Source organism: Bacillus sp. G1(2015b) (assembly GCF_001482475.1).
GTDB classification, from domain to species: Bacteria; Bacillota; Bacilli; order Bacillales; family Bacillaceae; genus Bacillus; species Bacillus safensis.
The window spans coordinates 191902-214508 of the sequence record NZ_LKIC01000003.1 but is presented as its reverse complement, the minus strand read 5'-3'; the positions used below and the strand labels follow the sequence as shown (position 1 = coordinate 214508).

At 42.0% G+C, this 22607-nt stretch carries 27 protein-coding genes; 6 read left to right on the top strand and 21 right to left on the bottom strand.

Annotation, left to right across the window (positions count from 1 at the left end; translation table 11 throughout):
* Positions 1–37 precede the first annotated feature (37 nt).
* The 5 genes from rnr to AMR95_RS03570 all read right to left on the bottom strand — a co-directional run bounded on the left by rnr (position 38) and on the right by AMR95_RS03570 (position 4244).
* A complete protein-coding gene (gene rnr / locus AMR95_RS03590) occupies positions 38–2380 on the bottom strand; it encodes a ribonuclease R (protein ID WP_058837613.1) in 2343 nt (780 codons plus the stop codon).
* Between the two features lie 19 nt (positions 2381–2399).
* Complete coding sequence (locus AMR95_RS03585; RefSeq protein WP_058837612.1) at positions 2400–3146, bottom strand: alpha/beta hydrolase; 747 nt, start codon at positions 3144–3146, stop codon at positions 2400–2402.
* A 124-nt stretch (positions 3147–3270) separates the two neighbouring features.
* Positions 3271–3504, bottom strand: coding sequence for a preprotein translocase subunit SecG (secG, locus tag AMR95_RS03580; protein WP_003212746.1), 234 nt, complete (start codon positions 3502–3504; stop codon positions 3271–3273).
* 186 nt (positions 3505–3690) lie between these two features.
* Positions 3691–3981, bottom strand: a complete 291-nt coding sequence (locus AMR95_RS03575) for an AbrB/MazE/SpoVT family DNA-binding domain-containing protein (RefSeq protein ID WP_039181465.1) — start codon at positions 3979–3981, stop codon at positions 3691–3693.
* A gap of 29 nt (positions 3982–4010) precedes the next feature.
* Positions 4011–4244 carry a helix-turn-helix domain-containing protein gene (locus AMR95_RS03570; protein ID WP_024719830.1) on the bottom strand — a complete coding sequence of 78 codons (234 nt, stop codon included), beginning with the start codon at positions 4242–4244 and terminating at the stop codon, positions 4011–4013.
* Positions 4245–4398: 154 nt separating this feature from the next.
* Between AMR95_RS03570 and AMR95_RS03565 the strand changes: the two genes are divergently transcribed.
* The 3 genes from AMR95_RS03565 to AMR95_RS03555 all read left to right on the top strand — a co-directional run bounded on the left by AMR95_RS03565 (position 4399) and on the right by AMR95_RS03555 (position 5737).
* Positions 4399–4803: a helix-turn-helix domain-containing protein gene (locus AMR95_RS03565; RefSeq protein WP_034660010.1), complete on the top strand. Its 405-nt coding sequence runs from the start codon at positions 4399–4401 to the stop codon at positions 4801–4803.
* Between the two features lie 130 nt (positions 4804–4933).
* Complete coding sequence (locus AMR95_RS03560) at positions 4934–5335, top strand: helix-turn-helix domain-containing protein (protein WP_039181476.1); 402 nt, start codon at positions 4934–4936, stop codon at positions 5333–5335.
* An 81-nt stretch (positions 5336–5416) separates the two neighbouring features.
* Positions 5417–5737 (top strand): winged helix-turn-helix transcriptional regulator, encoded by a 321-nt coding sequence (locus AMR95_RS03555; RefSeq protein WP_024423485.1) that lies wholly within the window; start codon positions 5417–5419, stop codon positions 5735–5737.
* Positions 5738–5817: 80 nt separating this feature from the next.
* On the opposite strand, the gene AMR95_RS03550 is transcribed toward AMR95_RS03555, so the two are convergent.
* From AMR95_RS03550 to AMR95_RS03535, 4 genes are read right to left on the bottom strand one after another with little or no spacing between them, the layout of a single operon-like run.
* On the bottom strand, positions 5818–6507 hold the full coding sequence (locus AMR95_RS03550; protein WP_058837611.1) for an ABC transporter permease: 690 nt from the start codon (positions 6505–6507) through the stop codon (positions 5818–5820).
* Positions 6508–6528: 21 nt separating this feature from the next.
* Entirely contained in the window at positions 6529–7446 is a 918-nt protein-coding gene (locus tag AMR95_RS03545; RefSeq protein WP_058837610.1) for an osmoprotectant ABC transporter substrate-binding protein, read from the bottom strand.
* A gap of 13 nt (positions 7447–7459) precedes the next feature.
* Positions 7460–8113, bottom strand: coding sequence for an ABC transporter permease (locus AMR95_RS03540; protein ID WP_025094045.1), 654 nt, complete (start codon positions 8111–8113; stop codon positions 7460–7462).
* A 13-nt stretch (positions 8114–8126) separates the two neighbouring features.
* Complete coding sequence (locus tag AMR95_RS03535) at positions 8127–9275, bottom strand: betaine/proline/choline family ABC transporter ATP-binding protein (protein ID WP_039181485.1); 1149 nt, start codon at positions 9273–9275, stop codon at positions 8127–8129.
* 268 nt (positions 9276–9543) lie between these two features.
* Between AMR95_RS03535 and AMR95_RS03530 the strand changes: the two genes are divergently transcribed.
* On the top strand, positions 9544–10080 hold the full coding sequence (locus tag AMR95_RS03530; protein ID WP_024426065.1) for a GbsR/MarR family transcriptional regulator: 537 nt from the start codon (positions 9544–9546) through the stop codon (positions 10078–10080).
* A gap of 55 nt (positions 10081–10135) precedes the next feature.
* On the opposite strand, the gene AMR95_RS03525 is transcribed toward AMR95_RS03530, so the two are convergent.
* The gene (locus tag AMR95_RS03525) at positions 10136–10768 is read right to left on the bottom strand and encodes a MarC family protein (RefSeq protein ID WP_058837609.1); all 633 of its coding nucleotides are present in this window, start codon (positions 10766–10768) and stop codon (positions 10136–10138) included.
* 111 nt (positions 10769–10879) lie between these two features.
* Between AMR95_RS03525 and AMR95_RS03520 the strand changes: the two genes are divergently transcribed.
* Both AMR95_RS03520 and AMR95_RS03515 read left to right on the top strand, forming a co-directional pair.
* Positions 10880–11350 carry a hypothetical protein gene (locus AMR95_RS03520; RefSeq protein ID WP_058837608.1) on the top strand — a complete coding sequence of 157 codons (471 nt, stop codon included), beginning with the start codon at positions 10880–10882 and terminating at the stop codon, positions 11348–11350.
* A gap of 14 nt (positions 11351–11364) precedes the next feature.
* The gene (locus AMR95_RS03515) at positions 11365–11829 is read left to right on the top strand and encodes a GNAT family N-acetyltransferase (protein WP_058837607.1); all 465 of its coding nucleotides are present in this window, start codon (positions 11365–11367) and stop codon (positions 11827–11829) included.
* Positions 11830–11851: 22 nt separating this feature from the next.
* On the opposite strand, the gene AMR95_RS03510 is transcribed toward AMR95_RS03515, so the two are convergent.
* The 11 genes from AMR95_RS03510 to AMR95_RS03460 all read right to left on the bottom strand — a co-directional run bounded on the left by AMR95_RS03510 (position 11852) and on the right by AMR95_RS03460 (position 22319).
* Complete coding sequence (locus AMR95_RS03510; protein ID WP_039181498.1) at positions 11852–12133, bottom strand: hypothetical protein; 282 nt, start codon at positions 12131–12133, stop codon at positions 11852–11854.
* Positions 12130–12498, bottom strand: a complete 369-nt coding sequence (locus tag AMR95_RS03505) for a hypothetical protein (RefSeq protein ID WP_058837606.1) — start codon at positions 12496–12498, stop codon at positions 12130–12132. The genes AMR95_RS03510 and AMR95_RS03505 overlap by 4 nt, the downstream gene beginning before the upstream one ends.
* On the bottom strand, positions 12495–13892 hold the full coding sequence (locus AMR95_RS03500) for a hypothetical protein (protein ID WP_058837605.1): 1398 nt from the start codon (positions 13890–13892) through the stop codon (positions 12495–12497). Before AMR95_RS03500 ends, AMR95_RS03505 begins: the two co-directional genes overlap by 4 nt.
* A complete protein-coding gene (locus tag AMR95_RS03495; protein ID WP_047202985.1) occupies positions 13864–14631 on the bottom strand; it encodes an ATP-binding cassette domain-containing protein in 768 nt (255 codons plus the stop codon). The genes AMR95_RS03500 and AMR95_RS03495 overlap by 29 nt, the downstream gene beginning before the upstream one ends.
* A 58-nt stretch (positions 14632–14689) precedes the next feature.
* The gene (locus AMR95_RS03490) at positions 14690–14959 is read right to left on the bottom strand and encodes a hypothetical protein (RefSeq protein ID WP_058837604.1); all 270 of its coding nucleotides are present in this window, start codon (positions 14957–14959) and stop codon (positions 14690–14692) included.
* A 242-nt stretch (positions 14960–15201) separates the two neighbouring features.
* The gene (gene eno, locus AMR95_RS03485; RefSeq protein WP_003212752.1) at positions 15202–16494 is read right to left on the bottom strand and encodes a phosphopyruvate hydratase; all 1293 of its coding nucleotides are present in this window, start codon (positions 16492–16494) and stop codon (positions 15202–15204) included.
* Between the two features lie 30 nt (positions 16495–16524).
* On the bottom strand, positions 16525–18060 hold the full coding sequence (gene gpmI, locus AMR95_RS03480; RefSeq protein ID WP_039181511.1) for a 2,3-bisphosphoglycerate-independent phosphoglycerate mutase: 1536 nt from the start codon (positions 18058–18060) through the stop codon (positions 16525–16527).
* Positions 18053–18814 carry a triose-phosphate isomerase gene (gene tpiA, locus AMR95_RS03475; protein ID WP_017359213.1) on the bottom strand — a complete coding sequence of 254 codons (762 nt, stop codon included), beginning with the start codon at positions 18812–18814 and terminating at the stop codon, positions 18053–18055. Before tpiA ends, gpmI begins: the two co-directional genes overlap by 8 nt.
* 30 nt (positions 18815–18844) lie before the next feature.
* Positions 18845–20029, bottom strand: a complete 1185-nt coding sequence (locus tag AMR95_RS03470) for a phosphoglycerate kinase (RefSeq protein WP_024426073.1) — start codon at positions 20027–20029, stop codon at positions 18845–18847.
* 213 nt (positions 20030–20242) lie between these two features.
* The gene (gene gap / locus AMR95_RS03465; RefSeq protein WP_012011304.1) at positions 20243–21250 is read right to left on the bottom strand and encodes a type I glyceraldehyde-3-phosphate dehydrogenase; all 1008 of its coding nucleotides are present in this window, start codon (positions 21248–21250) and stop codon (positions 20243–20245) included.
* A 31-nt stretch (positions 21251–21281) separates the two neighbouring features.
* The gene (locus tag AMR95_RS03460) at positions 21282–22319 is read right to left on the bottom strand and encodes a sugar-binding transcriptional regulator (protein WP_039181517.1); all 1038 of its coding nucleotides are present in this window, start codon (positions 22317–22319) and stop codon (positions 21282–21284) included.
* Positions 22320–22607: the final 288 nt, after the last annotated feature.

Sequence of the window (22607 nt, the reverse complement as noted above, 5' to 3'; positions counted from 1 at the left end):
CAAATAGAGCGTGATGCCCTATTTGCTTTTTGGCACGTTACTTTTTCTTTTTCCGTTTTTGTTTCGGTGCGTTTTCAAATACACGTTTTTTCTTTTTCTTCTTCTTACGGCTTGTGAACCAGTCACTTCCGCTTTTATCCTCTTTGCCTTTTTCCCCAGAGGCTTTTTGACCTCCACGCCCTTTTTTCGCTGGTGGATCTGTCCGTTTTTTGAACTTGAAATCTTTTGGTGATTTACGGCGAGTGCCCTTCATACCGACGATTTCAAAATCAATCGAGTGCTCATCTTTATTGACATTCACGACTTTGACAGTGATTTCATCACCGATACGGTAGACATTTCCTGTCCGTTCACCGATCATGGCAAAGTGCTGCTCATCAAAGCGATAATAGTCGTCAGTCATGTAGCTGACATGGACAAGACCTTCTATCGTATTTGGCAGTTCAACGAATAGTCCGAAGTTCGTCACGGAACTAATCATGCCATCAAACTCTTCACCGATTTTATCTAGCATAAACTCTGCCTTCTTCAGATCATCTGTTTCACGCTCTGCATCGACTGAGCGGCGCTCCATCGTAGATGCATGATCTGCGATTTCAGGCAGCAGCTGGCCCCACTTTTCTAAGGTCGCTTCATCTGTCTTTTTCTGAATCAAATAGGTTCTAATCAGTCTATGCACGATTAAATCCGGGTAACGTCGGATCGGTGATGTGAAATGTGTATAGAATTCCGTTGATAATCCAAAATGGCCAATGCTTTCTGGATCATACTTCGCCTGTTTCATAGAGCGAAGCATCACAGTTTGAATGACGACTTCTTCTGGTTGATCCCTGACAGCATCGAGGACACTTTGAAGTGCGCGCGGGTGAATATTCGTTGACGTTCCTTTTACAATGTAACCAAACGTCGTCACGAACTCTAAAAAGCGCTGAAGTTTCTCAGGATTTGGTTCTTCGTGAATTCGGTAAATGAACGGAACATTCATCCAGTGGAAATGCTCTGCAACCGTTTCGTTTGCAACAAGCATGAATTCTTCAATTAATTTCTCTGCAACGGAACGCTCACGAATGACAACGTCTTTCGCTGCTCCTTCATCATCTACAAGTACTTTTGCTTCCTTGAAATCAAAGTCTACAGCTCCGCGCTCCATTCGTTTGTCACGTAGAATCTCTGCAAGCTTCTCCATCTCTTGGAACATCGGAACAAGCGGCTCATATTTGTTTAGAAGCTCTTCGTCTTGGTCGACTAAAATCTTATTTACATCGGTATAGGTCATTCTCTCTGTCGTTTTGATCACACTTTGGAAAATCTCGTGTTTGACGACTTTCCCGTTACGATCAATGACCATTTCACAAGACAGGGTGAGACGATCGACCTTGGGATTCAATGAACAAATACCGTTTGACAAACGATGCGGAATCATCGGAATGACGCGATCGACGAGATACACACTCGTTCCACGTTCATAAGCTTCCTGATCAATCGGCGAATTCTCTGTGACATAATGAGAAACGTCTGCAATGTGCACGCCGAGCTTATATTTGCCATCCTCCAGCTTTTGCACAGTTACGGCATCATCTAAGTCCTTCGCATCTGCACCGTCAATTGTCACGATCGTTTCATTGCGCAGATCACGTCTGCCTTCAAGGTCCTTTTCATCAATCGTTTCCGGTGTGTCCGCTGCCTGCTGAAGCGCTTCTTCTGGGAATTCACCTGGCAGACCGTGCTTATGAATGATCGACAAAATATCAATGCCAGGGTCATTTTTATGACCAAGAATTTCAGTCACTTCGCCCTCTGCACTCATTCTTCCTTCAGGGTAGCTTGTCAGCGTCACAACGACTTTATGACCTTCGACCGCTCCGTTTTTAGCGGATTTCGGAATGAAGATATCGTTTGTGATTTTTTTATCATCAGGAATGACAAAGCCAAAGCTTTTCGTTTCAGTATAGGTACCGACAACCGTCTGAGTATTACGCTCCAGAATGCGGATGACAGTTCCTTCTTTTTTCGTGCCGTTTGATTTGTGGCTGACACGAACCATGACAGTATCGCCATTCATCGCTGTGCCTAACTCATTTGGGGGAATGAAAATATCATCCTGTCCAAACTCTTCTGGCGTCACAAATGCAAATCCTTTTGCATGAGCAGACAGCTTTCCTTTTACTAAATTCATTTTTTCTGGTACACCGTAACGGTCGCTGCGCGTGCGAACGATGAGTCCTTGATCTTCCAGCGTCACAAGTGCTTTGACGAGCTCTTTATAATCATCAGGATTGGTAATCTCCATCATGACTTCCAGCTCTTGAACTGTTAACGGTTTATACGCTTCTTCTTTCATAAAAGCGAGTAATTCATCCATAAATTCTTCTTTTTGCACACTCTAACCCCCTATATATTTAAATTGACCAATCAAGTGATTCTAAGAATGCATAGACATCCTGATGAACCTTCTCCCGCTCTTTATCAAGCGTGATGACATGGCCTGATTCTTCATACCATTTCAGATGCTTATCATCTGTCTCTACTTCGTTATAAATGATATTCGCACTGTCTGTATTAATCATATGATCGTGACGTGCCTGCACAACAAAAGTAGGTGAATAGATCATGTCGACATTGTTTCTGACATCTGCAATCAGTTCTTGCAGGCTCTTGAGAGTATCCATTGGTGTCTTCTTGAACGCTTCCATTTCTTGTTCAATTTGATTCTCTGACTTACCCTCAAATTTCTTATAGTTACGGGCATAATCTAGTACACCCTGGTACATGACTTCTTCACTTTTTATGTACATAGGTGCACACATAGGTACAATTCCCTTTACAGGTACAGTGTAACCTAATTTCAATGAAAAAACTCCTCCGAGGGATAGTCCGCAAACCGCAATCTCCTCATAGCCCTCATCTTTTAAGAATTGATAGCCTTCTTCTACATCTTTCCACCAGTCAGACGGGCCTGTATGAACAAGCTCTTCTGGCGGCACACCGTGACCTTTATATTGAGGTGCATGGCATGTATATCCTCTTTCGTTCAAATAACGACCAAGCATTCGAACATCGGCTGTATTCCCAGTAAAACCGTGAAGAAGAAGCACCGCCTTTTCTCCACCTTTAAACGTAAATGGTTTTGGTGTAACAACTTTCATGATGTGACTTCCTTTCCTTCTGATATGGTTTATATTTTCCACTTGTATGTATGAAACAAACACAAAAGAGTGCTGATAATAAAAAAAGGTCTGAAAAAAGATCAGACCTTCTGTTACTCGCGCTTTACACGCCTAAATATGCCAATGCAAGTGTTAAGATGAAGAAAAGCACTGACAAAATAACCGTTAATCGGTGAAGAATCAAGTCAAGGCCTCTCGCTTTTTGTTTACCGAAAAGCTGCTCGGCTCCACCTGAAATAGCGCCTGACAGTCCAGCACTTTTACTTGATTGTAGTAATACAACGATGATAAGTGCGATACTGACAATTACGAGTAATGTGATAACAAATGCGTGCATGAAAACACCTCCAGACAAACTGGTACACATAACTTTATTTTACATGAAAACAAGGTGCATGTCACGAAACATCAAAATAAAGATTTCCTATATATTGTCGACTTGATTCGTTATTTTGATACAATTTCGTTCCAAAGTGCTGGCTGCAGCATTTTTATATGCAATTTTTCGGTTAAAAACTCATTTTTAATGAGTTGCTTCTTCCTTCAATAGCTGTTTTAATTCTTCTAACAAACGTTCAGCTCCTTCAGGACTCAGCATCACGCTTCCATTTCCATAGCTTTTGTTGTACTTCGTCACTTGTCCCGTTAGCAGGCAGCTCTTATCTGCATCATATTTTTTCAGCATAATGGTTTGATCTTCAATGAAAATTTCTAACAGCTGCTCTTCTTTAATATTGAGTACCTTGCGCATTTCTGACGGCAGAACAATTCTGCCGAGAGAATCAATGTGTCTGACCATCCCAGTCCTTTTCAATGACATTTCCTCCTTGATGATGATATCAATCATTGACTTTTGTCAACATTTTCATAGTAAAATAGATCTTCAAATTTTTTATCAAAGTAATGAATCATTTTGCCAATGACAAGCTGTCCTGGTTTCCGGTGACCATTTAATACCCTGCTAAGAGTGGCAGGAGAGATGCCAATTTCATCAGCGAGCTGATTTAAAGACATATCGTTCTCGATCATATACTGCATGACAAAAGCCCGCCTGATCTGAATCTTTTCGACCATCATTACAACCTCCTATGGAATCAATATGTACAACATGTAAGGCTCTCACATCAAGCAGATCCATTAACTTATGTCAACACTTTTACCCCTCCGCTATTCCCTTTGGTCAATGATCATACTAAAATAAGTCATATACTGAAATGTGAGGTTCGATGTCATGAATCACTTTGGTGAACAATTACGCATTTTAAGAGAAAATAGAAAAATGTCGGTCAATCAACTTGCCATGTATTCAGGTGTAAGCGCTGCTGGTATTTCTCGTATTGAAAATGGAAAGCGCGGTGTGCCAAAGCCTTTAACCATAAAAAAATTAGCACACGCCTTGAAGGTGCCTTATGAGGATTTAATGCTGCTTGCCGGTCATATTGAACAGGAACAAGTTCATGAAATGAAACCGAAATATGAGTCCATGTTAAAAATCTATCAAACGGCGCTTCAAAAGGATGTAGAACATCTTCCCATTTTTGACGGGGACAAATGGGAAAGGCTCTCCGCACAAGACATCAGCCAGCTGAATGAATACTTTCTCACGCTCATCAACCAAAAAAAGGCGAACAAATAGCGGGGCATAAACCTAATGTACATCCACCATTAACTAATGTCAATATTTTCATGGTATGCTTATTGCCAATAGTCAACAAATCAAGTAAAATAGACATATCGAATCTATAACCATGTGAGGTTTTGCGTTGATGAACTTTGGTGCATATTTAAGAGCATTACGTGAAGAAAAGAAGCTGTCAGTGAACCAATTAGCGATGTATTCTGAGGTCAGCGCTGCCGGTATTTCTCGTATTGAAAACGGGAAACGCGGCATTCCGAAACCTCCTACGATTAAAAAGCTAGCTGGTGCGTTAAAGGTACCTTATGAAGACATGATGCAGGCTGCGGGCTATATTGAGGAAGTCTCTCCTGTCCATCAGATCAAGGAAGAGGATCTGGCTTTATCCAAAATAAAGGAAGCCGCAGCGAAATATGAACTTGATGATCTCGAAATATTTGATGGTGACATATGGTCGACCCTTTCGAAAAAAGAAATAGAGGACCTCAACCGCTATTTGTTATTTATGTTAAACAGCCGATCATCCTCATAAATGTTTTCATCATTAACAAGCTTTTTACGCCGATTTATGACAGATTTACGGTATAATGGGTTCAGATTGGAGTGAAGGAAGATGAATCAATCTGACATGTGCCCGCGGTTTGAAAAAGCAGTTGAGTTATTGAGCAAACGCTGGGTGGCACTGATTGTTTTTCAGCTTCTCTCAGGTCAGCAGCGCTTTAGTGAAATTGAGGCAGCCCTGACAAATTTAAGCGGTAGAGTATTATCTGAGAGATTAAAAGAGCTGGAGGCAGCAGGTATTGTAAAACGGGAGGTTTTTGCTGAAACACCCGTGCGCATTGAGTATTCTTTAACAGATATGGGGCGTTCACTTGCACCCGTTTTTGAAGAAATTGCGAAGTGGTCCTCTGAATGGATCACGCTTGAATCATAAAATACATGCATGTGAACTGCCTGATCATCATAAAACAACCTCCCTTACAGATGTAAGGGAGGTTTTGTCTTTTCAACCGCTTAAGCAGATGTGATGTTTTTTTCAGCTAACGCTTTTCTTTCTTTTTTCTTGTTTGTCGGGCTTAAATAGCGTTCGAGCCAGCCCATGACAAGGTCAGCAACGATAGCCATGAGTGCAGTTGGAATCGCACCTGCTAAAATGATGGCTGTTCCGTTTGTGGCGTTTGATCCTCTGATGATGATATCACCAAGACCTCCCGCGCCCACAAATGTTCCAATCGCTGTAATACCGATGGCGATGACCAGTGCGGTTCTTAAACCTGCCATAATGACTGATAAAGCAAGCGGTAATTCAACCATTCTCAGCACTTGCCATTTCGTCATGCCCATCGCTTTACCTGATTCTAAATAGGCATGTTCAATGCTGACAATGCCTGTGTATGTGTTTCGGACGATCGGCAGAAGCGAATACAGAAAGAGTGATAGGATGACTGTATTTGCGCCAAGTCCTAATACAAGCATCAACACGGAAAGCATCGCTAATGCCGGTATCGTTTGAATGACGTTGGTAATGGCGAAGACCCAATTGCTCAGCTTGCGGTAATGCGCCACAAAGATGCCTACTGGAATCCCGACAATCGCCGCAAACAACACCCCATATGCCGACATGAGAAAATGCCGATAAAATTCTTCTAACACATATGACCCGTTCTGCTGATAATACGTCCATAATTGCTGCAGTGTGTCCATCAGCCGTGACACCTCCCCATCTTACTCAAAGTAATTGTGCTTTTTCAGGAAATTCTTTGCAACGGTTGCTGGTTCTTGAAGCTCGCCGTCGACTTGGTAGTTCAGCTCTTGCATTTGTTCTGTATCGATTTTTCCGATCAGCCTGTTGATTACCTTATTAAGCCCTGGATTTTCTTTTAAAACTTTCTCCGGGACTACTGGCGATGCATCGTAAGGCGGGAAGAACCGCTTATCATCTTTTAAGATTTTAAGGTTATAGGCCTTGATTCGTCCATCTGTAGAATAGGCAAGCACAATATCCATTTTTTCATTTTTTAATGCATCATAGACTAAACCAATTTGCATCGGATATGTGCTGCCAAATTTTATTCCGTATGTTTTCACAAATCCTTCATAGCCGTCGCCTTTCTTTTTGAGCCATACGTTATCGACACCAAAACGGTAATTGTTCGCATTCTTTTTTAAATCAGAAACCGTTTCTATCTTGTTTTTCTTCGCCATCTTCTGCGTCACGGCAAAGGCATACGTATTATCAAATCCATAAGAATCAAACCATTTGTAATCATATCGTTTCTTAAATTCTTTTTGGACGATCTCCATCGCACGCTCTGGGTCTTTTTCTGCATCCATTCCAAGCGTACTTGTTAAATCCGTGCCTGAATATCTTGTGGCAGAGATGTCAACGTCTCCGTTTTCCATTGCTTTCTGCTGCACAGTGTTGGAACCTAGGTTTTTCACAATGGTCGTCTTTTTATCTGTGTAATGTTCAATCATATCGCCAACCATATAGGCCATAATTTCTGATTCGGTAAAGTTTTGTGCTCCGATTCGCAGCGTGCCCCCTGAGGAGCCGGCTAGTCCAGGAAGTGAACAGCCGCTTATCAATAGCAAGCATCCGGCAAGCAGTGCACTGATCCATTTTGTTTTTCGATTCTTCACATAAGCCAACTCCTTATGAAACTTCCTTCAATCCTTTTAAGCCTTCTGGTGTTACTTTTTTCTCCAGCTTCATTAATGATAGGTCGATGATGACTGCTAAAATCGTGACTGGGATCGCACCCGCAATAATAAATTCAGGCTGATACAGCTGAAGTCCAATCAAAATGTAGTCACCTAGACCGCCTCCACCGATAAAGGCTGCAAGTGTTGTCCAGCCAATCAAATAAATCGTTGACGTTCTGACACCTGCCATAATGACCGGTACAGCAAGCGGGAGTTCAACAAGACGAATTTGTTCCCATGTTGTCATCCCGATTCCTTTACCGGATTCAAGCAAGTTTTTGTTCACACCTTGGACCCCGGCATACGTATTTCTTAAAATAGGTAAAACCGAATAGAAAAAGAGAGCAACGATTGCAGGTATTTTCCCAACCCCCAAAATAGGAATAAAAAAGGCAAGAATCGCCAAACTAGGGAGTGTTTGAAAGATATTCACGATACCGATGATAAAGCCTGCGCCTCGTTTCATTCGTGTGAGAACCACACCTAAAGGAACGGCAACGATAATACCAAGCACAACAGCAATTAAGGAAATATATAAATGCTCCCACATTTTTGTGAGGAGTTCCCCACCATTTTTCTCTAGAAAGTCGATGATTTGATCCATGTGTACACCTCCCTTAATTCATTTCAGTGACAGCCGCCGGCGTATCGTCTCCCCAAATGGAGTCGTACACAACATCTACAAGACTTGCACGTGTCACAATGCCTTTTAAGTGCCCTTCTGCATCCACAACCGGTACATATTTAATGCCGCGTATTAAGATTTTCCGGACAGTGTCTCTTAGAAGTGCGCCTTCTTGTACGGTATAGAACTCTGTATTTAAAATATCACCAACGAAAGCTGCTTTTCTGCGGTTCGCATCGATTGTTTCAATGTCGATATAGCCTTTTAGCACATGATGTTCATCTACTACAAGCAAGGAATCGACCCGCTTTTCTCTCATGATGTAGATGGCATCTGTTAATGTTTTTTCAACTGTAATGGTGACTGGTGACGTGTTCATCATTTGTTCTACACGTTCCATGTTCGGATTTGATTGAAGCAGACGTTCTTTTCCAATGAATTCTTCTACGAATTCATTGGCAGGGTTCCGCAGAATATCGTCAGGCGTACCTACTTGAACAATCTCTCCATCTTTTAAAATCACAATTCGATCAGCTAGTTTAATGGCTTCGTCCATGTCATGTGTGACGAATACGATGGTTTTATTTAACGTTTTTTGCAGTTTCTTAAATTCTTCCTGCAATGAATCTCGTGTGATTGGATCAAGTGCTCCGAATGGTTCATCCATGAGGATCAGAGGGGGTTCCGCTGCTAGTGCGCGAAGAACACCGATGCGCTGCTGCTGTCCTCCGCTGAGTTCATGAGGGTAGCGTTCTAAATATTCTGGTCCCATGTCGACAAGCTTCAGCAGTTCACGTGCCCGTTCTTTTCGTTTTTCTTCCGGCCATTTTAACAGCTTTGGAACAAGTGAAATGTTTTGTGCGATGGTCATATGGGGGAACAGTCCAATTTGCTGAATCACATAGCCAATTTCTCTTCTTAATTGAACTGGATCTTTTTTCATAATATTTTCTCCCTCGATGAAGATGTTTCCTGAGGAAGGTTCGATGAGTCGGTTGATCATCTTCATGGTTGTTGTCTTACCACAGCCACTAGGTCCAATAAAACAAATAAATTCTCCTTTTGCTATTTCTAAATCAATATTTTTGACAGCTTTTTTTCCGCCTTTATACGTCTTAGATACATTCTCTAGTTTCAGCAAATGAGACACCTCCATTAGTCGGATTAATATTTTCAGAAAATTTACACCTTATTTATTATAGTGCAAACTTTATAAAATAAAAAGTTTATGATGTGTTTGTATTGCATAACATTTATTTAAAATTTTCAGTTAACGTCCTGCTAGATAGAGATCTCTCCTTTTTCCTCCAAATTACGAGCAAATACTCAATATTTATTGTTTTCATCAACAAACAGGTATATGATATATTGTGTTACAAATTGTCAGTCGTGAAGGGATGAATCGGGGAGTGGACAAGCAAGCGTTAGGCGCCATTCAAAAAGCACAGGATCATTATATTGAAAAAGCTGCCGAGAACATGAATGCCTTTGGTCTTTCTTCTACAGTAGGTAGAGTGCTTGGTATCATTCACATGAACCGTAAACCAATGACGCTTGGAGAGCTATCAGAGGCGACAGGCATGAGCAAAACGAGAATGAGTCAAGTCGTTCGAGAAATGCTCGATTTGAATATTGCGGAAAAGGTTTATGAAAAAGGAATACGTAAAGATCTTTATGACGTTGAGCAAGATCAATACCAAACGTTTATTTCCTTGTTTGCAGCCAATTGGTCCCGAGTTGTCAGCAAAAACCGCAAAGCACATAAGAAAACGTGCAAGGAATTGCTGGAATTGCTTGAACAGGACGACCTGCCAGAAGAGACAGAGGATAAAATCAATCTGCTTCTTTCAGAAATCAAGGAAAGTCTTGATTACTATGATTGGATTAGCCGCTTAATTGAATTCTTTGAGAGTGAAGAAGTATTTAAGCATGTGCCGAAACCTTAAAAAAAGCTGTTTTATTTTACATCATTGTAGAAAAAAACAGCTTTTTTATATACACTTATGACATAAACATCGGAAACATCCCTTTTAAGCCCGCACCAATCATTTCAACTGCCACTACAGCAAGAATTAATCCCATTAAGCGCGTCACGACATTCATCTCTGTTTTCCCCATTTTTCGCATAATGAAACTTGAATAATGAAAAGCATAAAAGGTCATCGCCAGTACGATGACAATGCCGATTAAAATCGCAAACATGTGAAGCATCACTTGACTTCCCGGGGTTAAGCTCATCACTGTAGCGATTGTACCGGGACCAGCGATGATCGGGATCGCAAGCGGCGTAACAGATACATCAGCCTTTTCTTTGCTTTCTGCCTTTTCCTCAGAATGAGGGTTTTGGACATGTGACTCCTTTGCATTCAGCAAATTGTAAGCGATACCAAAAATGAAAATACCTCCGGCGATGCGGAGTGCATGAATATCGATCCCAAACAATTTGAAAATGAGCCTCCCTGCCAATAGAAAGGCAACCAAAATAATGAAAGAGACCACAATGGCTTTTTTGGCTGTTTGGGAGCGTTCTTTCTCTGTATATCCTTCAGTTAAGGTGATAAAAAGAGGCACGTTTCCAATAGGGTTTGATACAGCAAATAATGAGACCACGACATGAATCATAAAGGAAATCAACAGACACCCTCCTTTTTTCATAGTGTCTGCCAATCTGATGTGAATATTCCCTTAGGATGTTAAAACCTGTATATATTTAACCGATGATAATAAAGGTTTAAAGAAAGGGGAATGACACATGAAGAAACGATCACCATCATCCTTTTATGTGCTGTGGTTTTAGGAGCAGCCGGCTGGATTGTTTGGCAGCAGCAGTCCATCAAAGCAGCAGAGGAAAAACATCAGCAAGAAAGCAAAACGAACACTGAGCAGCTTTCGAAGTTAAAATCAAATCAAGCAGATATGAAGCATAAAAACGAAGATCAAAAAAAGAAACTGTCTACCATCACGAAAAAGCTCAAAAAAGAAAAGAAAGCCTATCAAAAAGAAGTCCAACAGCGTAAAGCGCTTGAGGCAAAAATCGACCAGCTTCAAAAAGAGCTGACAGCAGCGAAAGCCACTGCTCAAGCGAATAAGCAGACTTCACAGACTCCAAGGAAAACAACTGTCAAAAAAGACCCAAATGTCACCCACAATCATCCCTCACAATGGGTACAGGATCAATATGATTGGGGTGTGAAACAAGGATATATTAAAGAATAGAAAGGATGAAAAACATGATACAAATTCGGCCATTGTCAGGTGATCATTCTGTCCCTATGGATCTTTTACTCTTAGCTGATCCTTCAAAGGAAAAGGTACTTGAATATGTGCAATCCGGTTCTTGTTATGCCGCTTATCATGAACAGGACGTGATTGGTATCTATGTGCTTTTATCTCTGTCTCAGCAGACAGTCGAAATTATCAACGTCGCCGTGAAGGAATCATGGCAAGGAAAAGGAATTGGAAAGCAGCTGATCCGCCATGCCATTGCTGAAGCGAAAGCCTCCGGCTTTCACACGATTGAAATCGGCACAGGTAACTCGAGTATCCAGCAGCTAGCACTTTATCAGAAATGCGGCTTCCGCATGACATCTATTGACCACGATTTCTTTCTTAAGCATTATGATGAACCGATTTTTGAAAATGGCATTCAGTGTATGGATATGGTACGGCTCTCACTCACTTTGCAAGCAGACTGATGTTTTGTTCCGTCTGCTTTTTTTATGTTCTACGCTTTTTCACCACATGCTTCACATATTGAATGAAAAAATAGAGCACGGCGCCAGCTAAAAAGCAGACCACACATCCAAAGAGCGTCGCCTCTGAACTGAATTGATACTCTTCAATTTTCATGATATAAAATGGCATGCCAAACATTGATGGACTTGATTCAACATGATTGACCTCTAGCAGCAGTAAAAAAACAGGGGTCATAAACACAGCAAACACATACAGCATCGCAAGTGTTAAACCGCTGGAAAACGAATGAAATACTTTAATCATCTCTTTCTCTCCTTCATCTCTTTTAAACTGGCTGTGATATTTTTCCCGTCTGGGCAAGCTGGATGCAGCATCACCGTATTTAGTAAAGAAAAAAACAGCAGTTGATGACTTACCGGATGTTTCCATATCATAAAAAGCACAATCGAACAAAGCACCGGAAAGAGCGGGCCTGCAAGTGCCACCATCATATTGAAGCTCGGCCGGACAAATTTCTCATGGACGACCGCCACATGCTTCCAATCAATCGTTATCACAAAATCAAAGAGCGGTCTTTTTTCAATTTTGTTACATACCAACACCATCATCATATGACCAAGTTCATGTATCAGCACAACCGCTAGGAAACTACACACAAGCTCTATCATCGCAAGACAGGCCTCTTTAACATGACCGCATATATACAGCTAAAAAATGCAAGTGAACCTAACAGATAGACGGTGGCGAGAAGATACACATCTGTTGAAAGCCACTTCAATAAAAGCATATCGATGAAGCTGAATACAGCAATCATCATTACGATGACAAACAGTTTATTAAACTCACTGATCTTCACGATAAATCCGGTACAGGCCGCCATGGCAGTGATCAACAAAATGGACAAACTTGCAAGGACGTGGCCTTCACTTTCAATGCCTATCACTATAGATGCAAACCCAATAAACACAAAATATATCAACAAATTAATAGCGTAATAAAATAAAATTCTCGACAACAAATAAGCGCCCTTTGATGTATTTAACATAAAGATGGCCCTTTGATTCATATGATATTCTCTGCCAATCATCAGCGGAAGCATGATCAATATTTCCTTTAACGCATACTGCACGATAAAGGCATACAGCCAGCCGATTTCTACCGGTGTAAAAACAAAAGGCAGCCCCGCCGTCAAACAAACGAGAAATAAAAACAAAATGCCCTGTTCTTTAAAAACAGATGAACGGCTGAAATAGACCAATTCCTGCCGCAGGTGCGTCAGAAAGGAAGATTTCGTTCTGATTTTCTTATAAGAAAACGACTTCACCTCTGTTTTCAGCTGCAAAAACATCCAATGGACATAAGAAGCCGCTACCCCCTTCAGCCATAGCCAGCCTGCGCTTAAAAGGATCATTAGAAATATGAGATAGACTGGTGGCCATACGCGGATCATCTCCATTGCTTTTTGCAAAAGGAGAAACACCAATAGATTCAGCACCGCAAAGCCAAGCGTTTGCAGCAGCAAATGCTCTTTTGTTTTTGATATGAAATGGCTCACAGCAATCCGCATTAACACCCAAGAAGCAAGCGCAAGCAGCGCCAGTACACAGCAAGTCATGCACACAACCGTTATCCAATACAGAGATGGCGTAACACCGCTGATCAAAAGGCCTAATACAATCGGTAAAAAAAGCAGTCCAACCACGAGGAAACAAAAGAGCATCGGAAAGAAATATACACAAAGGACAAATGGCACACTTTGTATCGCACTATTCAAAAAGTAGAATTGATATTCCTGGCGCTTTAATTTATTGCGGGATAACACAATGCCTACGCTTAAAAGTAAAAGCGTCATTTTCATCAATTGGAGGTATAGAGCAGCAGGCTCGCTTTCTCCTGCCTGCATGAAAAAGCGCAGGCTGATAACGACGTATATCGCATACATGAGCAAGAAAAAAGCCACGGCTGCGAGAAGCTGTATAGGGTACTTTTTTGCAAGCTGTTTTCCTTTTGCTGTCAGCATCCCCCATTCTATTTTATGAAGAACGTGTCGTGTCCAGATCATTGAGTAACCTCTCCACCTGCATATAGTAATCTCGATTCACTTCTTTATAAATCTCTTCAAGTGCCTGATGAGGAAATGTCTGATTCGTTTCTTGGCGGGACATATCCAGCTTGACGTCACCATTTCTCAAGATCATGAGATGGTCATAAAGCGTATCACCAAAACTCAAATGATGGGTTGAAATGAGAATGCCAGCGCCTTGCTCTCTCAGCTTCATGAGCACCTTTTTTAAGATGATCATCATATCTGGATCAAGTCCGTTCGTTGGCTCATCAAACACATAATAATCACATGGCCTGAGGAGCTGGGAAATGATCTGCGTTTTCTTTTGATTGCCATGAGACAGCTGAGCGATAGGCTGATCCATATACGACCCCAGCTCAAACAGATCAATAAACGTCTCTTCCCGTGTGACATCTTGCTCATTTGGCAGCTGAAGTAATTGAAAGTATTCCCTCGGCGATAAATAATCGAACAACGAATGGTCATCAGGAATATAGGAAACATGTTTTTTCAATAAGGAGATATGTTCTGAGGATTGAAGGTTCAGCTGTTTACCATGTAAAGTGACGCATCCTATAAATGGCGTCAGCCCAAACATGGATTGGATCATCGTTGTCTTTCCCGCACCATTATGCCCCAAAAGCAGTAGCATCTGCCCTTTCTCGACACTTATTTGAATATTGCGGAGAGAGAAGGTGCGGCTATATGTTTTTTCTTTTAATTGTAATGTCAGCATCATATCCCTCCGTTTGATTCAGATAGAACAGATGACCTTGCATCTGTTCTCATCCCTGTTAATAACCACACTGGATTTTAACGTACATGCCTAATAATTTGAACTCTCCTAAAAATTTCGAGCCCTGTCCAAATGTCTTGCATGCCCAAATCAATGCTCCAAGTGAAATAATGCCCAATATAGCGGCAAGGACATAAATCCAAAATGCGTTTTTCTGTACATTCTTAGAAGTTAGAATTCGTTGCTTCCTTTCATCATATGCCGCCAATAGGTGAAGAACATACATATACACACCTACTGGAAAACGAAGGCCAAAAGGATTCAGCATCTCATCACCCCCTAATATATGTAAAATGATACCACCCCCTTACAGAAAGCATAAGTTCATTTCAGATCATATTTTTAGACGAATTTTCATGATTTAGTGCTTATAAATGAAGGGGATGTTGACTTCTTCTCTAACTGAAGGAGGAGGTTTTACAGAAATAGGATAAGTCAAATGAATTAGCCAACAAAAAAAACGCTGCGTCCCGCTCTCATAAAAGAGTGGAACGCAGCGCATAGCTGACATTATTTATTCAAGTTATAGAATGTTGCAATGCCGTGATATTGTGCTGTTTCAGCCAATTGATCTTCGATGCGAAGTAATTGGTTGTATTTCGCCACACGGTCCGTACGAGACGGAGCACCTGTTTTGATTTGTCCAGCGTTTGTTGCAACAGCGATGTCTGCAATTGTGCTGTCTTCAGTTTCACCAGAACGGTGAGAAATAACAGCTGTGTATCCTGCGCGTTTTGCCATTTCGATTGCATCAAATGTTTCAGTTAATGTACCGATTTGGTTTACTTTGATCAGGATTGAGTTACCAACGCCGTTTTTGATTCCTTCAGAAAGCTTCTTCGTATTTGTAACGAACAAGTCGTCTCCTACTAACTGAACCTTGCTGCCAAGGCGCTCAGTTAATAGTTTGTGACCTTCCCAGTCGTTTTCATCAAGGCCGTCTTCGATAGAGATGATTGGGTATTTCGATACCATATCTTCATACCAGTCAACCATTTCAGCAGATGTTTTCACAACACCTTCGCCTGATAAATGATATTTACCGTCTTCTTTGTTGTAGAACTCAGAAGATGCAGCATCCATTGCAAGTTTCACTTCTTCACCTGGTTTGAAGCCAGCTTTTTCGATCGCTTCAACGATTGTTTGAAGTGCTTCTTCGTTAGAACCAAGGTTTGGAGCGAATCCACCTTCGTCACCTACAGCTGTGTTTAAGCCTTTTGCGCTTAATACAGATTTCAGGCTATGGAAGATTTGAGCGCCCATGCGAAGTGCTTCACGGAAGTTTGGAGCACCTACAGGCATAATCATGAATTCTTGAATGTCTACGTTGTTATCCGCATGCTCTCCACCGTTGACGATGTTCATCATCGGTACTGGAAGCGTTTTGGAGTTGAATCCACCAAGGTATTGATAAAGTGGAATTTGTAAGAAATCAGCAGCCGCACGTGCTACAGCGATAGATACGCCAAGGATTGCGTTTGCGCCTAATTTCCCTTTGTTTTCTGTTCCGTCAAGTTCGATTAACATTTTGTCGATCGCTACTTGTTCTGTTACATCAAAGCCTAAAAGCTCTGGTGCAATGATTTCGTTTACGTTGTTTACAGCTGTCAGAACACCTTTTCCAAGGTAACGGTCTTTGTCTCCGTCACGTAGTTCTACTGCTTCATATTCACCAGTAGAAGCACCACTTGGAACAAGCGCACGGCCAAAGCCGCCAGATTCTGTGTAAACTTCTACTTCAACTGTTGGGTTACCGCGAGAGTCTAATACTTCGCGTGCATATACGTCAACAATGTATGGCATTTTTAATTTCTCTCCTTTTGAATCAATTTGTTATTTTTGAATCAATGATGTTCCTGTCATCTCTTTTGGTTTTTCAAGACCAAGTAAGTCTAAAAGCGTTGGAGATAGATCGGCTAAAATGCCGCCTTCTCTAAGCGTCGCACCTTTTTTCGTCACGATGACTGGCACAGGATTCGTTGTATGTGCAGTATGCGGCTTTCCTTCTTCGGTAATTAGCACGTCTGCGTTACCGTGGTCTGCCGTGATGATGGCATGTCCGCCTTTTGCCAGGATTGCGTCGACTACAGCTCCTAAACACTCATCTACTGCTTCAATAGCTTTGATTGTTGGCTCAAGCATACCTGAATGACCAACCATATCCGGGTTAGCAAAGTTCAGAATGATCGCATCATGCTTGTCAGCATTGATGTCTGCAACAAGTGCATCCTTTACCTCATAAGCGCTCATTTCTGGCTTAAGGTCATAGGTTGCCACATCTGGTGAATTGATTAAGATGCGGTCTTCACCAGGAAATTCTTCTTCACGGCCACCGCTCATAAAGAACGTCACGTGAGGATATTTCTCTGTTTCAGCAATCCGCAGCTGTTTCAATCCGTTTTGAGCAAGCACTTCTCCTACTGTGTTATCCAAATTCACTGGTTTGAAGGCAACATAGCCGTCAACCGTTTCACTGAAGTGTGTGAAGCAAACGAAGTGTAAATTCTTCGGATGAGCTTCTCCGCGGTCAAACGAGCGGAAATCTGCATTTGTGAAAGTGTTCGAGATTTGGATGGCACGGTCTGGACGGAAGTTATAGAAAATCACAGAGTCACCGTCGTTTACTTTGGCAACCGGCTCACCATTTTCTCTCGTAATGACAGATGGAATAACGAATTCATCGTAGATTCCATTTTCATAGGAGTCATCAACGACATCATAGATGTTTTGATAACTTGGGCCTTCACCATACGCCATCGCGCGGTACGCTTTCTCCACACGATCCCAGCGTTTGTCACGGTCCATTGAGTAATAGCGTCCAGAAAGTGTTGCCACTTCACCGACACCGATTTCTTTGATTTGTTCTTCCAGCTGTTTTAAGTACACTTTAGCTGTCTTCTGACCAACGTCACGTCCGTCCAAGAAGCCATGAATGTATACTTTTGTTAAGCCTTCTTTTTTCGCCAGCTTCAGCAGGGCAAAAAGATGCTGGATGTGACTGTGCACACCGCCGTCTGACAAGAGACCAAATAAATGAAGCGCCTTGTCATTCTCTTTTGCATAAGTCATTGCATCTAGGAACGTTTCGTTTTTCTCAAATTCCCCATCACGAATGGCAACATTCACTCTTGTTAAGCTTTGATACACAATGCGTCCTGCACCGATGTTCAAATGTCCCACTTCAGAGTTCCCCATTTGACCTTCCGGGAGACCTACTGCCTCACCTGAAGCTGTTAAGGTTTGATGCGGAAATTCGTTCCAGTAGCGGTCAAAGTTCGGTTTTTTTGCTTGTGCGACAGCGTTACCGACTGTTTCGCCTCTTAAACCGAACCCGTCTAAGATGATTAATGCTGCTGGTTTCTTACTCATATTGACCTTCCTCCAATAATTGAACGAAAGACTGAGGTTCTAAGCTTGCGCCGCCTACCAAAGCACCGTCAATATCGGATTCTGCCATATATTCTTTAATATTTGCCGGCTTCACGCTTCCGCCATATTGAATGCGAAGGCTGTCTGCCGCTTCTTGACCAAATTCGCTTGCAACGGTTTGGCGGATGTGTGCGCAAACATCGTTTGCATCTTTCGCTGTAGAAGATTTTCCTGTACCGATAGCCCAGATTGGCTCATAGGCAATCACAGATTCAGCCACTTGCTGCTTCGTTAAACCAGCTAGTGCTTTCTTCACTTGATCAGCGACAAGTTCATTTGTTTTGCCAGCTTCACGCTCTTCAAGCGTTTCACCTACACAAATAATTGGAACGATGCCATGCTTGAATGCAGCATGTGCTTTTTTGTTCACTGTTTCATCTGTTTCTGCAAAGAATTCACGGCGCTCTGAATGCCCAATCACTGAATAGCCAATGCCTAGATCTTTTAGAGCAGCAGGGCTGATTTCACCAGTGAATGCACCATTTTCTTCAAAGTGCATGTTTTGTGCACCAATTTTAAGGTCTGTTCCGTTTGAAAGGCTGTTTAGCTTTTCAAGGAAAAGAGCTGGCGCACAGACAATGGATTCCACTTTGTCAGGAGATGGAATAGATGACTTAACTTCTTCAACGAAGCTGACTGCTTCGCCAAGTGTTTTGTTCATTTTCCAGTTCCCAGCTATAATTGGTTTTCTCATGATTGACACTTCCTTATAGCAGTTTTGGTCTTATTTATCGTTTAATGCAGTAACACCAGGAAGTTCTTTGCCTTCCATAAATTCAAGTGAAGCGCCGCCGCCTGTAGAAATATGGCTCATCTGATCGGCAAGACCAAATTTCTCAACAGCTGCTGCTGAATCTCCACCGCCAATGACAGAATATGTATCTTTTGCTTCTGCCAGTGCTTCTGCGATAGCTTTTGTTCCTTTAGCGAATGCATCGATTTCAAATACACCCATTGGCCCGTTCCAGACAACAAGTTTGCTGTTTTTAATAACGTCAGCATACTTTTCTCTTGTCTCTGTTCCAATATCAAGTGCTTCTAGATCACTTGGAATTTCAGAGATTGGCACAATGCTTGTATTCGCATCATTTGAAAAGTCGTCGGCTACCAGAACATCTGTTGGAATCAGGAAGTTCACGCCTTTTTCTTTTGCACGGTCCATAAAGGATTTCGCTAAATCGACTTTGTCTTCTTCTAATAGAGATTTCCCTACCTCGTGGCCAAGTGCTTTCACAAATGTGTAAGCAAGTCCGCCGCCGATGATGAGGTTGTCTACTTTATCAAGAAGACTTTCAATCACACCGATTTTATCCTTTACTTTTGCGCCGCCGATAATCGCTGTAAATGGGCGATCAGGATTTGAAATGGCTTTTCCTAACACCTCAAGCTCTTTTTGCATGAGGAAGCCTGAAACAGCCGGAAGATAAGCTGCAATACCTGCTGTCGATGCATGTGCACGGTGTGCAGCACCGAACGCATCATTGACATACACATCGGCTAAATCAGCAAATGCTTTTGATAATTCAGGATCGTTCTTTTCTTCACCAGGATAGAAACGAACGTTTTCAAGCACTAGCACATCTCCTTCTTTTAAGTCAGAGATTTGCTTTTTCACGTTGTCGCCGTAAGCTTCATCTGCTTTTTTCACTTCTTTTCCAAGAAGCTCTTGCAGACGTTTTGCCACAGGTGTCAGACGCAGTTCTTCAGTAACTTGACCCTTCGGACGACCCAAATGACTAGCTAGCAGTACCTTTGCGCCTTGTCCTGTTAAATACTCAATCGTTGGTAATGCTGCGCGGATACGAGTATCATCCGTCACTTCTCCGTCCTTCATTGGAACGTTAAAATCTACGCGGCAGAACACAACTTTACCTTTTACGTCAATGTCTTTTACTGATTTCTTATTCATGCTCGTCAGGAGATCCTCCTTTATTCTGGTTTCCTTACGCATTGGACAAGACTCTCTTTATCCTTTTCCCATTTTGCCCTCATCAAAACGAGAAATCGTGCAGAACGGATAAAAACAGAGAAAAAGGGAAAGGGATGCTTCCCCTTCCCTTGTCCGTCTTCATTATATCGTGTCTCTAGGAAAGAACCAAGTGAGTTCCTTCAGTGTGAGAAATTAAAGACCTTGTTTTGCAATGTAAGCTGCAAGGTCAACAACGCGGTGAGAATATCCGCTCTCGTTATCGTACCAAGAGATCACTTTCACCATGCTGCCTTCCATCACCATTGTAGAAAGAGCATCGATTGTTGAAGAGTTTGCATTACCATTGTAGTCACCAGATACTAATGGCTCTTCACTGTAGCCAAGGATTCCATTAAGTTCTCCTTCAGCTGCTTCTTTAAGTGCTGCATTTACGTCTTCAGCAGTTACATCTTGGTTTAATTCAGCAACAAGGTCAACTAAAGAAACGTTAGGTGTTGGAACACGCATAGCGCCACCGTTTAATTTACCTTTAAGTTCAGGCAATACAAGTGAAACAGCTTTCGCAGCACCTGTAGAAGTTGGGATGATGTTTTCCGCAGCTGCACGAGCACGACGGTAGTCTTTGTGCGGAAGGTCAAGAATTTGCTGGTCATTTGTGTATGAGTGAACAGTTGTCATCATACCGCGTTTGATACCAAATTTATCGTTAAGTACTTTTGCAAATGGTGCTAAGCAGTTTGTCGTACAAGATGCATTAGAGATGACATCGTGGCTAGCTGCATCGTATTTGTCTTCGTTTACACCCATAACGATTGTGATATCTTCTTCGTTAGCAGGAGCAGAGATGATGACTTTTTTAGCTCCAGCTTCTAAGTGTTTCGCAGCGTCTGCACGTTTTGTGAAGAATCCAGTAGATTCAACAACGATTTCTACGCCTTGTTTACCCCAGCTTAATTTCGCAGGGTCACGCTCAGCTGATACTTCGATTGTTTTACCGTTCACTACTAAGTTTGTACCGTCTACAGAAACCTCTGCATCTAGTTTTCCGTGAACAGAGTCATATTGTAAAAGGTGTGCAAGCATGTTAGCATCTGTTAGATCGTTAACCGCTACTACCTCAACTTCAGGATTATTTAATGCTGCACGAAATACGTTACGTCCAATACGTCCAAATCCGTTAATACCGACTTTTACTGCCATGATGTTTCCTCCTTTTATAGGTCACAATGTTTTATATTGAGGGATCAATTGACTCCCTTAATAACTCTTTTGCGGCTCCTTCGTCTGTGACGAGAACCGTTCGGCGTGGTTTTTTGAAATAAGCTTCAATCGCCCCCGCCTTTGATGATCCACCTGCAACAGCAATGATGTGTGGAATGCTTTCTAGATCATCTAGCTGCATGCCGACGGAGTGCACTTTGTGTACGACCTCACCATCACGATTAAAGTAATAGCCAAAGGCCTCTGTCACTGCGTCATGCTCATCAATCTTTTTTAAATCTTCAGCTGGTGTATTTCGTCTCATCGCCATTGTTTTTGCTTCACCAATACCATGAATGAGCATCGTGGACGATTTAATCGTTTGAAGCACTTCTTTGACGGACGGCTCTTCAATAATGGAAGAGTAAGCACCTTCTGACAGCTGTCCTGGAACAAACAGCAGTTTGTAAGTACCGGAAGCTTTTTCAGCCATGTGGGCACAAATGGTGTTTGCCTGATTTTTTACATTCTCCCCAAGACCGCCTCTCGCAGGGACAAACATCATATCGCGGTTTTTGGCATCAGGGGTCATCATTTCGGCAACGGCTTCCATCGTCGTTCCGCCAGTGACGGCGACGATATTATTTCCAGTAAACCTTTTTTTCATACATTGGACAGCAGCTCTTCCCATTTCTTGCTTCACCCACGGGGATTCGTCACTGTCACCAGAAACGATAATGACTTCTTCCAGGCCTAACTTTCTCTTTAGTGTATTTTCCAAAAAGGTTAAACCTAAAACGTCCTTCATCATTCCTTCAAGCATTTCAAGCAAAGCGTGACCCTCACTCGTCAGCATCATGCCGCTCGTTTTGACATCCAGCAGATTTTGTTCTTTTAGAAACTGAACTTCAGCACGTAAGATGCGCTCACTGAGACCAAGACTCGTCGCAAGACTTCTGCGGCCAATTGGTTCAGCTAATCTGATGTACTGCAAAATGTCGTAGCGTTTTTGCATAACAATGAGAAGATCTGGCAATAATTTTTTTTGAGCTTCCAATAAACGATTCATGGCTAACGACCCTTTCTTTTCACGTTGGACTAAAAACGTCCCACTGTGACAAAAAACGTCCCGCCACAGCCAAAAAAAATCAATCCCTGCTTTCTTTAATTATTTTAACAGGATAATCTTGCATTTTCAACTCTTAGAAACACATTTAGACAAAAAATAGACACATTTTCACCGAAAGCCTGCTTGTCATCAAGGTTCTTGCGATGATATTTCTTTTCAAAATATTTATTTCCCTTTATATAGAATGAATACACGATTGAAAATGTGCATGCTGGTGATATCAGCATG

Coding starts and splice junctions, on each gene's coding strand:
- AMR95_RS03585 (WP_058837612.1), bottom strand. CDS start 3,146: ATGAAAGTTGTTACACCAAAACCATTTACGTTTAAAGGTGGAGAAAAG.
- secG (WP_003212746.1), bottom strand. CDS start 3,504: ATGCACGCATTTGTTATCACATTACTCGTAATTGTCAGTATCGCACTT.
- AMR95_RS03570 (WP_024719830.1), bottom strand. CDS start 4,244: ATGATGGTCGAAAAGATTCAGATCAGGCGGGCTTTTGTCATGCAGTAT.
- AMR95_RS03565 (WP_034660010.1), top strand. CDS start 4,399: ATGAATCACTTTGGTGAACAATTACGCATTTTAAGAGAAAATAGAAAA.
- AMR95_RS03560 (WP_039181476.1), top strand. CDS start 4,934: ATGAACTTTGGTGCATATTTAAGAGCATTACGTGAAGAAAAGAAGCTG.
- AMR95_RS03555 (WP_024423485.1), top strand. CDS start 5,417: ATGAATCAATCTGACATGTGCCCGCGGTTTGAAAAAGCAGTTGAGTTA.
- AMR95_RS03550 (WP_058837611.1), bottom strand. CDS start 6,507: ATGGACACACTGCAGCAATTATGGACGTATTATCAGCAGAACGGGTCA.
- AMR95_RS03540 (WP_025094045.1), bottom strand. CDS start 8,113: ATGGATCAAATCATCGACTTTCTAGAGAAAAATGGTGGGGAACTCCTC.
- AMR95_RS03520 (WP_058837608.1), top strand. CDS start 10,880: ATGACACATGAAGAAACGATCACCATCATCCTTTTATGTGCTGTGGTT.
- AMR95_RS03515 (WP_058837607.1), top strand. CDS start 11,365: ATGATACAAATTCGGCCATTGTCAGGTGATCATTCTGTCCCTATGGAT.
- AMR95_RS03510 (WP_039181498.1), bottom strand. CDS start 12,133: ATGATTAAAGTATTTCATTCGTTTTCCAGCGGTTTAACACTTGCGATG.
- AMR95_RS03505 (WP_058837606.1), bottom strand. CDS start 12,498: ATGATAGAGCTTGTGTGTAGTTTCCTAGCGGTTGTGCTGATACATGAA.
- AMR95_RS03500 (WP_058837605.1), bottom strand. CDS start 13,892: ATGATCTGGACACGACACGTTCTTCATAAAATAGAATGGGGGATGCTG.
- AMR95_RS03495 (WP_047202985.1), bottom strand. CDS start 14,631: ATGCTGACATTACAATTAAAAGAAAAAACATATAGCCGCACCTTCTCT.
- AMR95_RS03490 (WP_058837604.1), bottom strand. CDS start 14,959: ATGCTGAATCCTTTTGGCCTTCGTTTTCCAGTAGGTGTGTATATGTAT.
- eno (WP_003212752.1), bottom strand. CDS start 16,494: ATGCCATACATTGTTGACGTATATGCACGCGAAGTATTAGACTCTCGC.
- gpmI (WP_039181511.1), bottom strand. CDS start 18,060: ATGAGTAAGAAACCAGCAGCATTAATCATCTTAGACGGGTTCGGTTTA.
- tpiA (WP_017359213.1), bottom strand. CDS start 18,814: ATGAGAAAACCAATTATAGCTGGGAACTGGAAAATGAACAAAACACTT.
- AMR95_RS03470 (WP_024426073.1), bottom strand. CDS start 20,029: ATGAATAAGAAATCAGTAAAAGACATTGACGTAAAAGGTAAAGTTGTG.
- gap (WP_012011304.1), bottom strand. CDS start 21,250: ATGGCAGTAAAAGTCGGTATTAACGGATTTGGACGTATTGGACGTAAC.
- AMR95_RS03460 (WP_039181517.1), bottom strand. CDS start 22,319: ATGAATCGTTTATTGGAAGCTCAAAAAAAATTATTGCCAGATCTTCTC.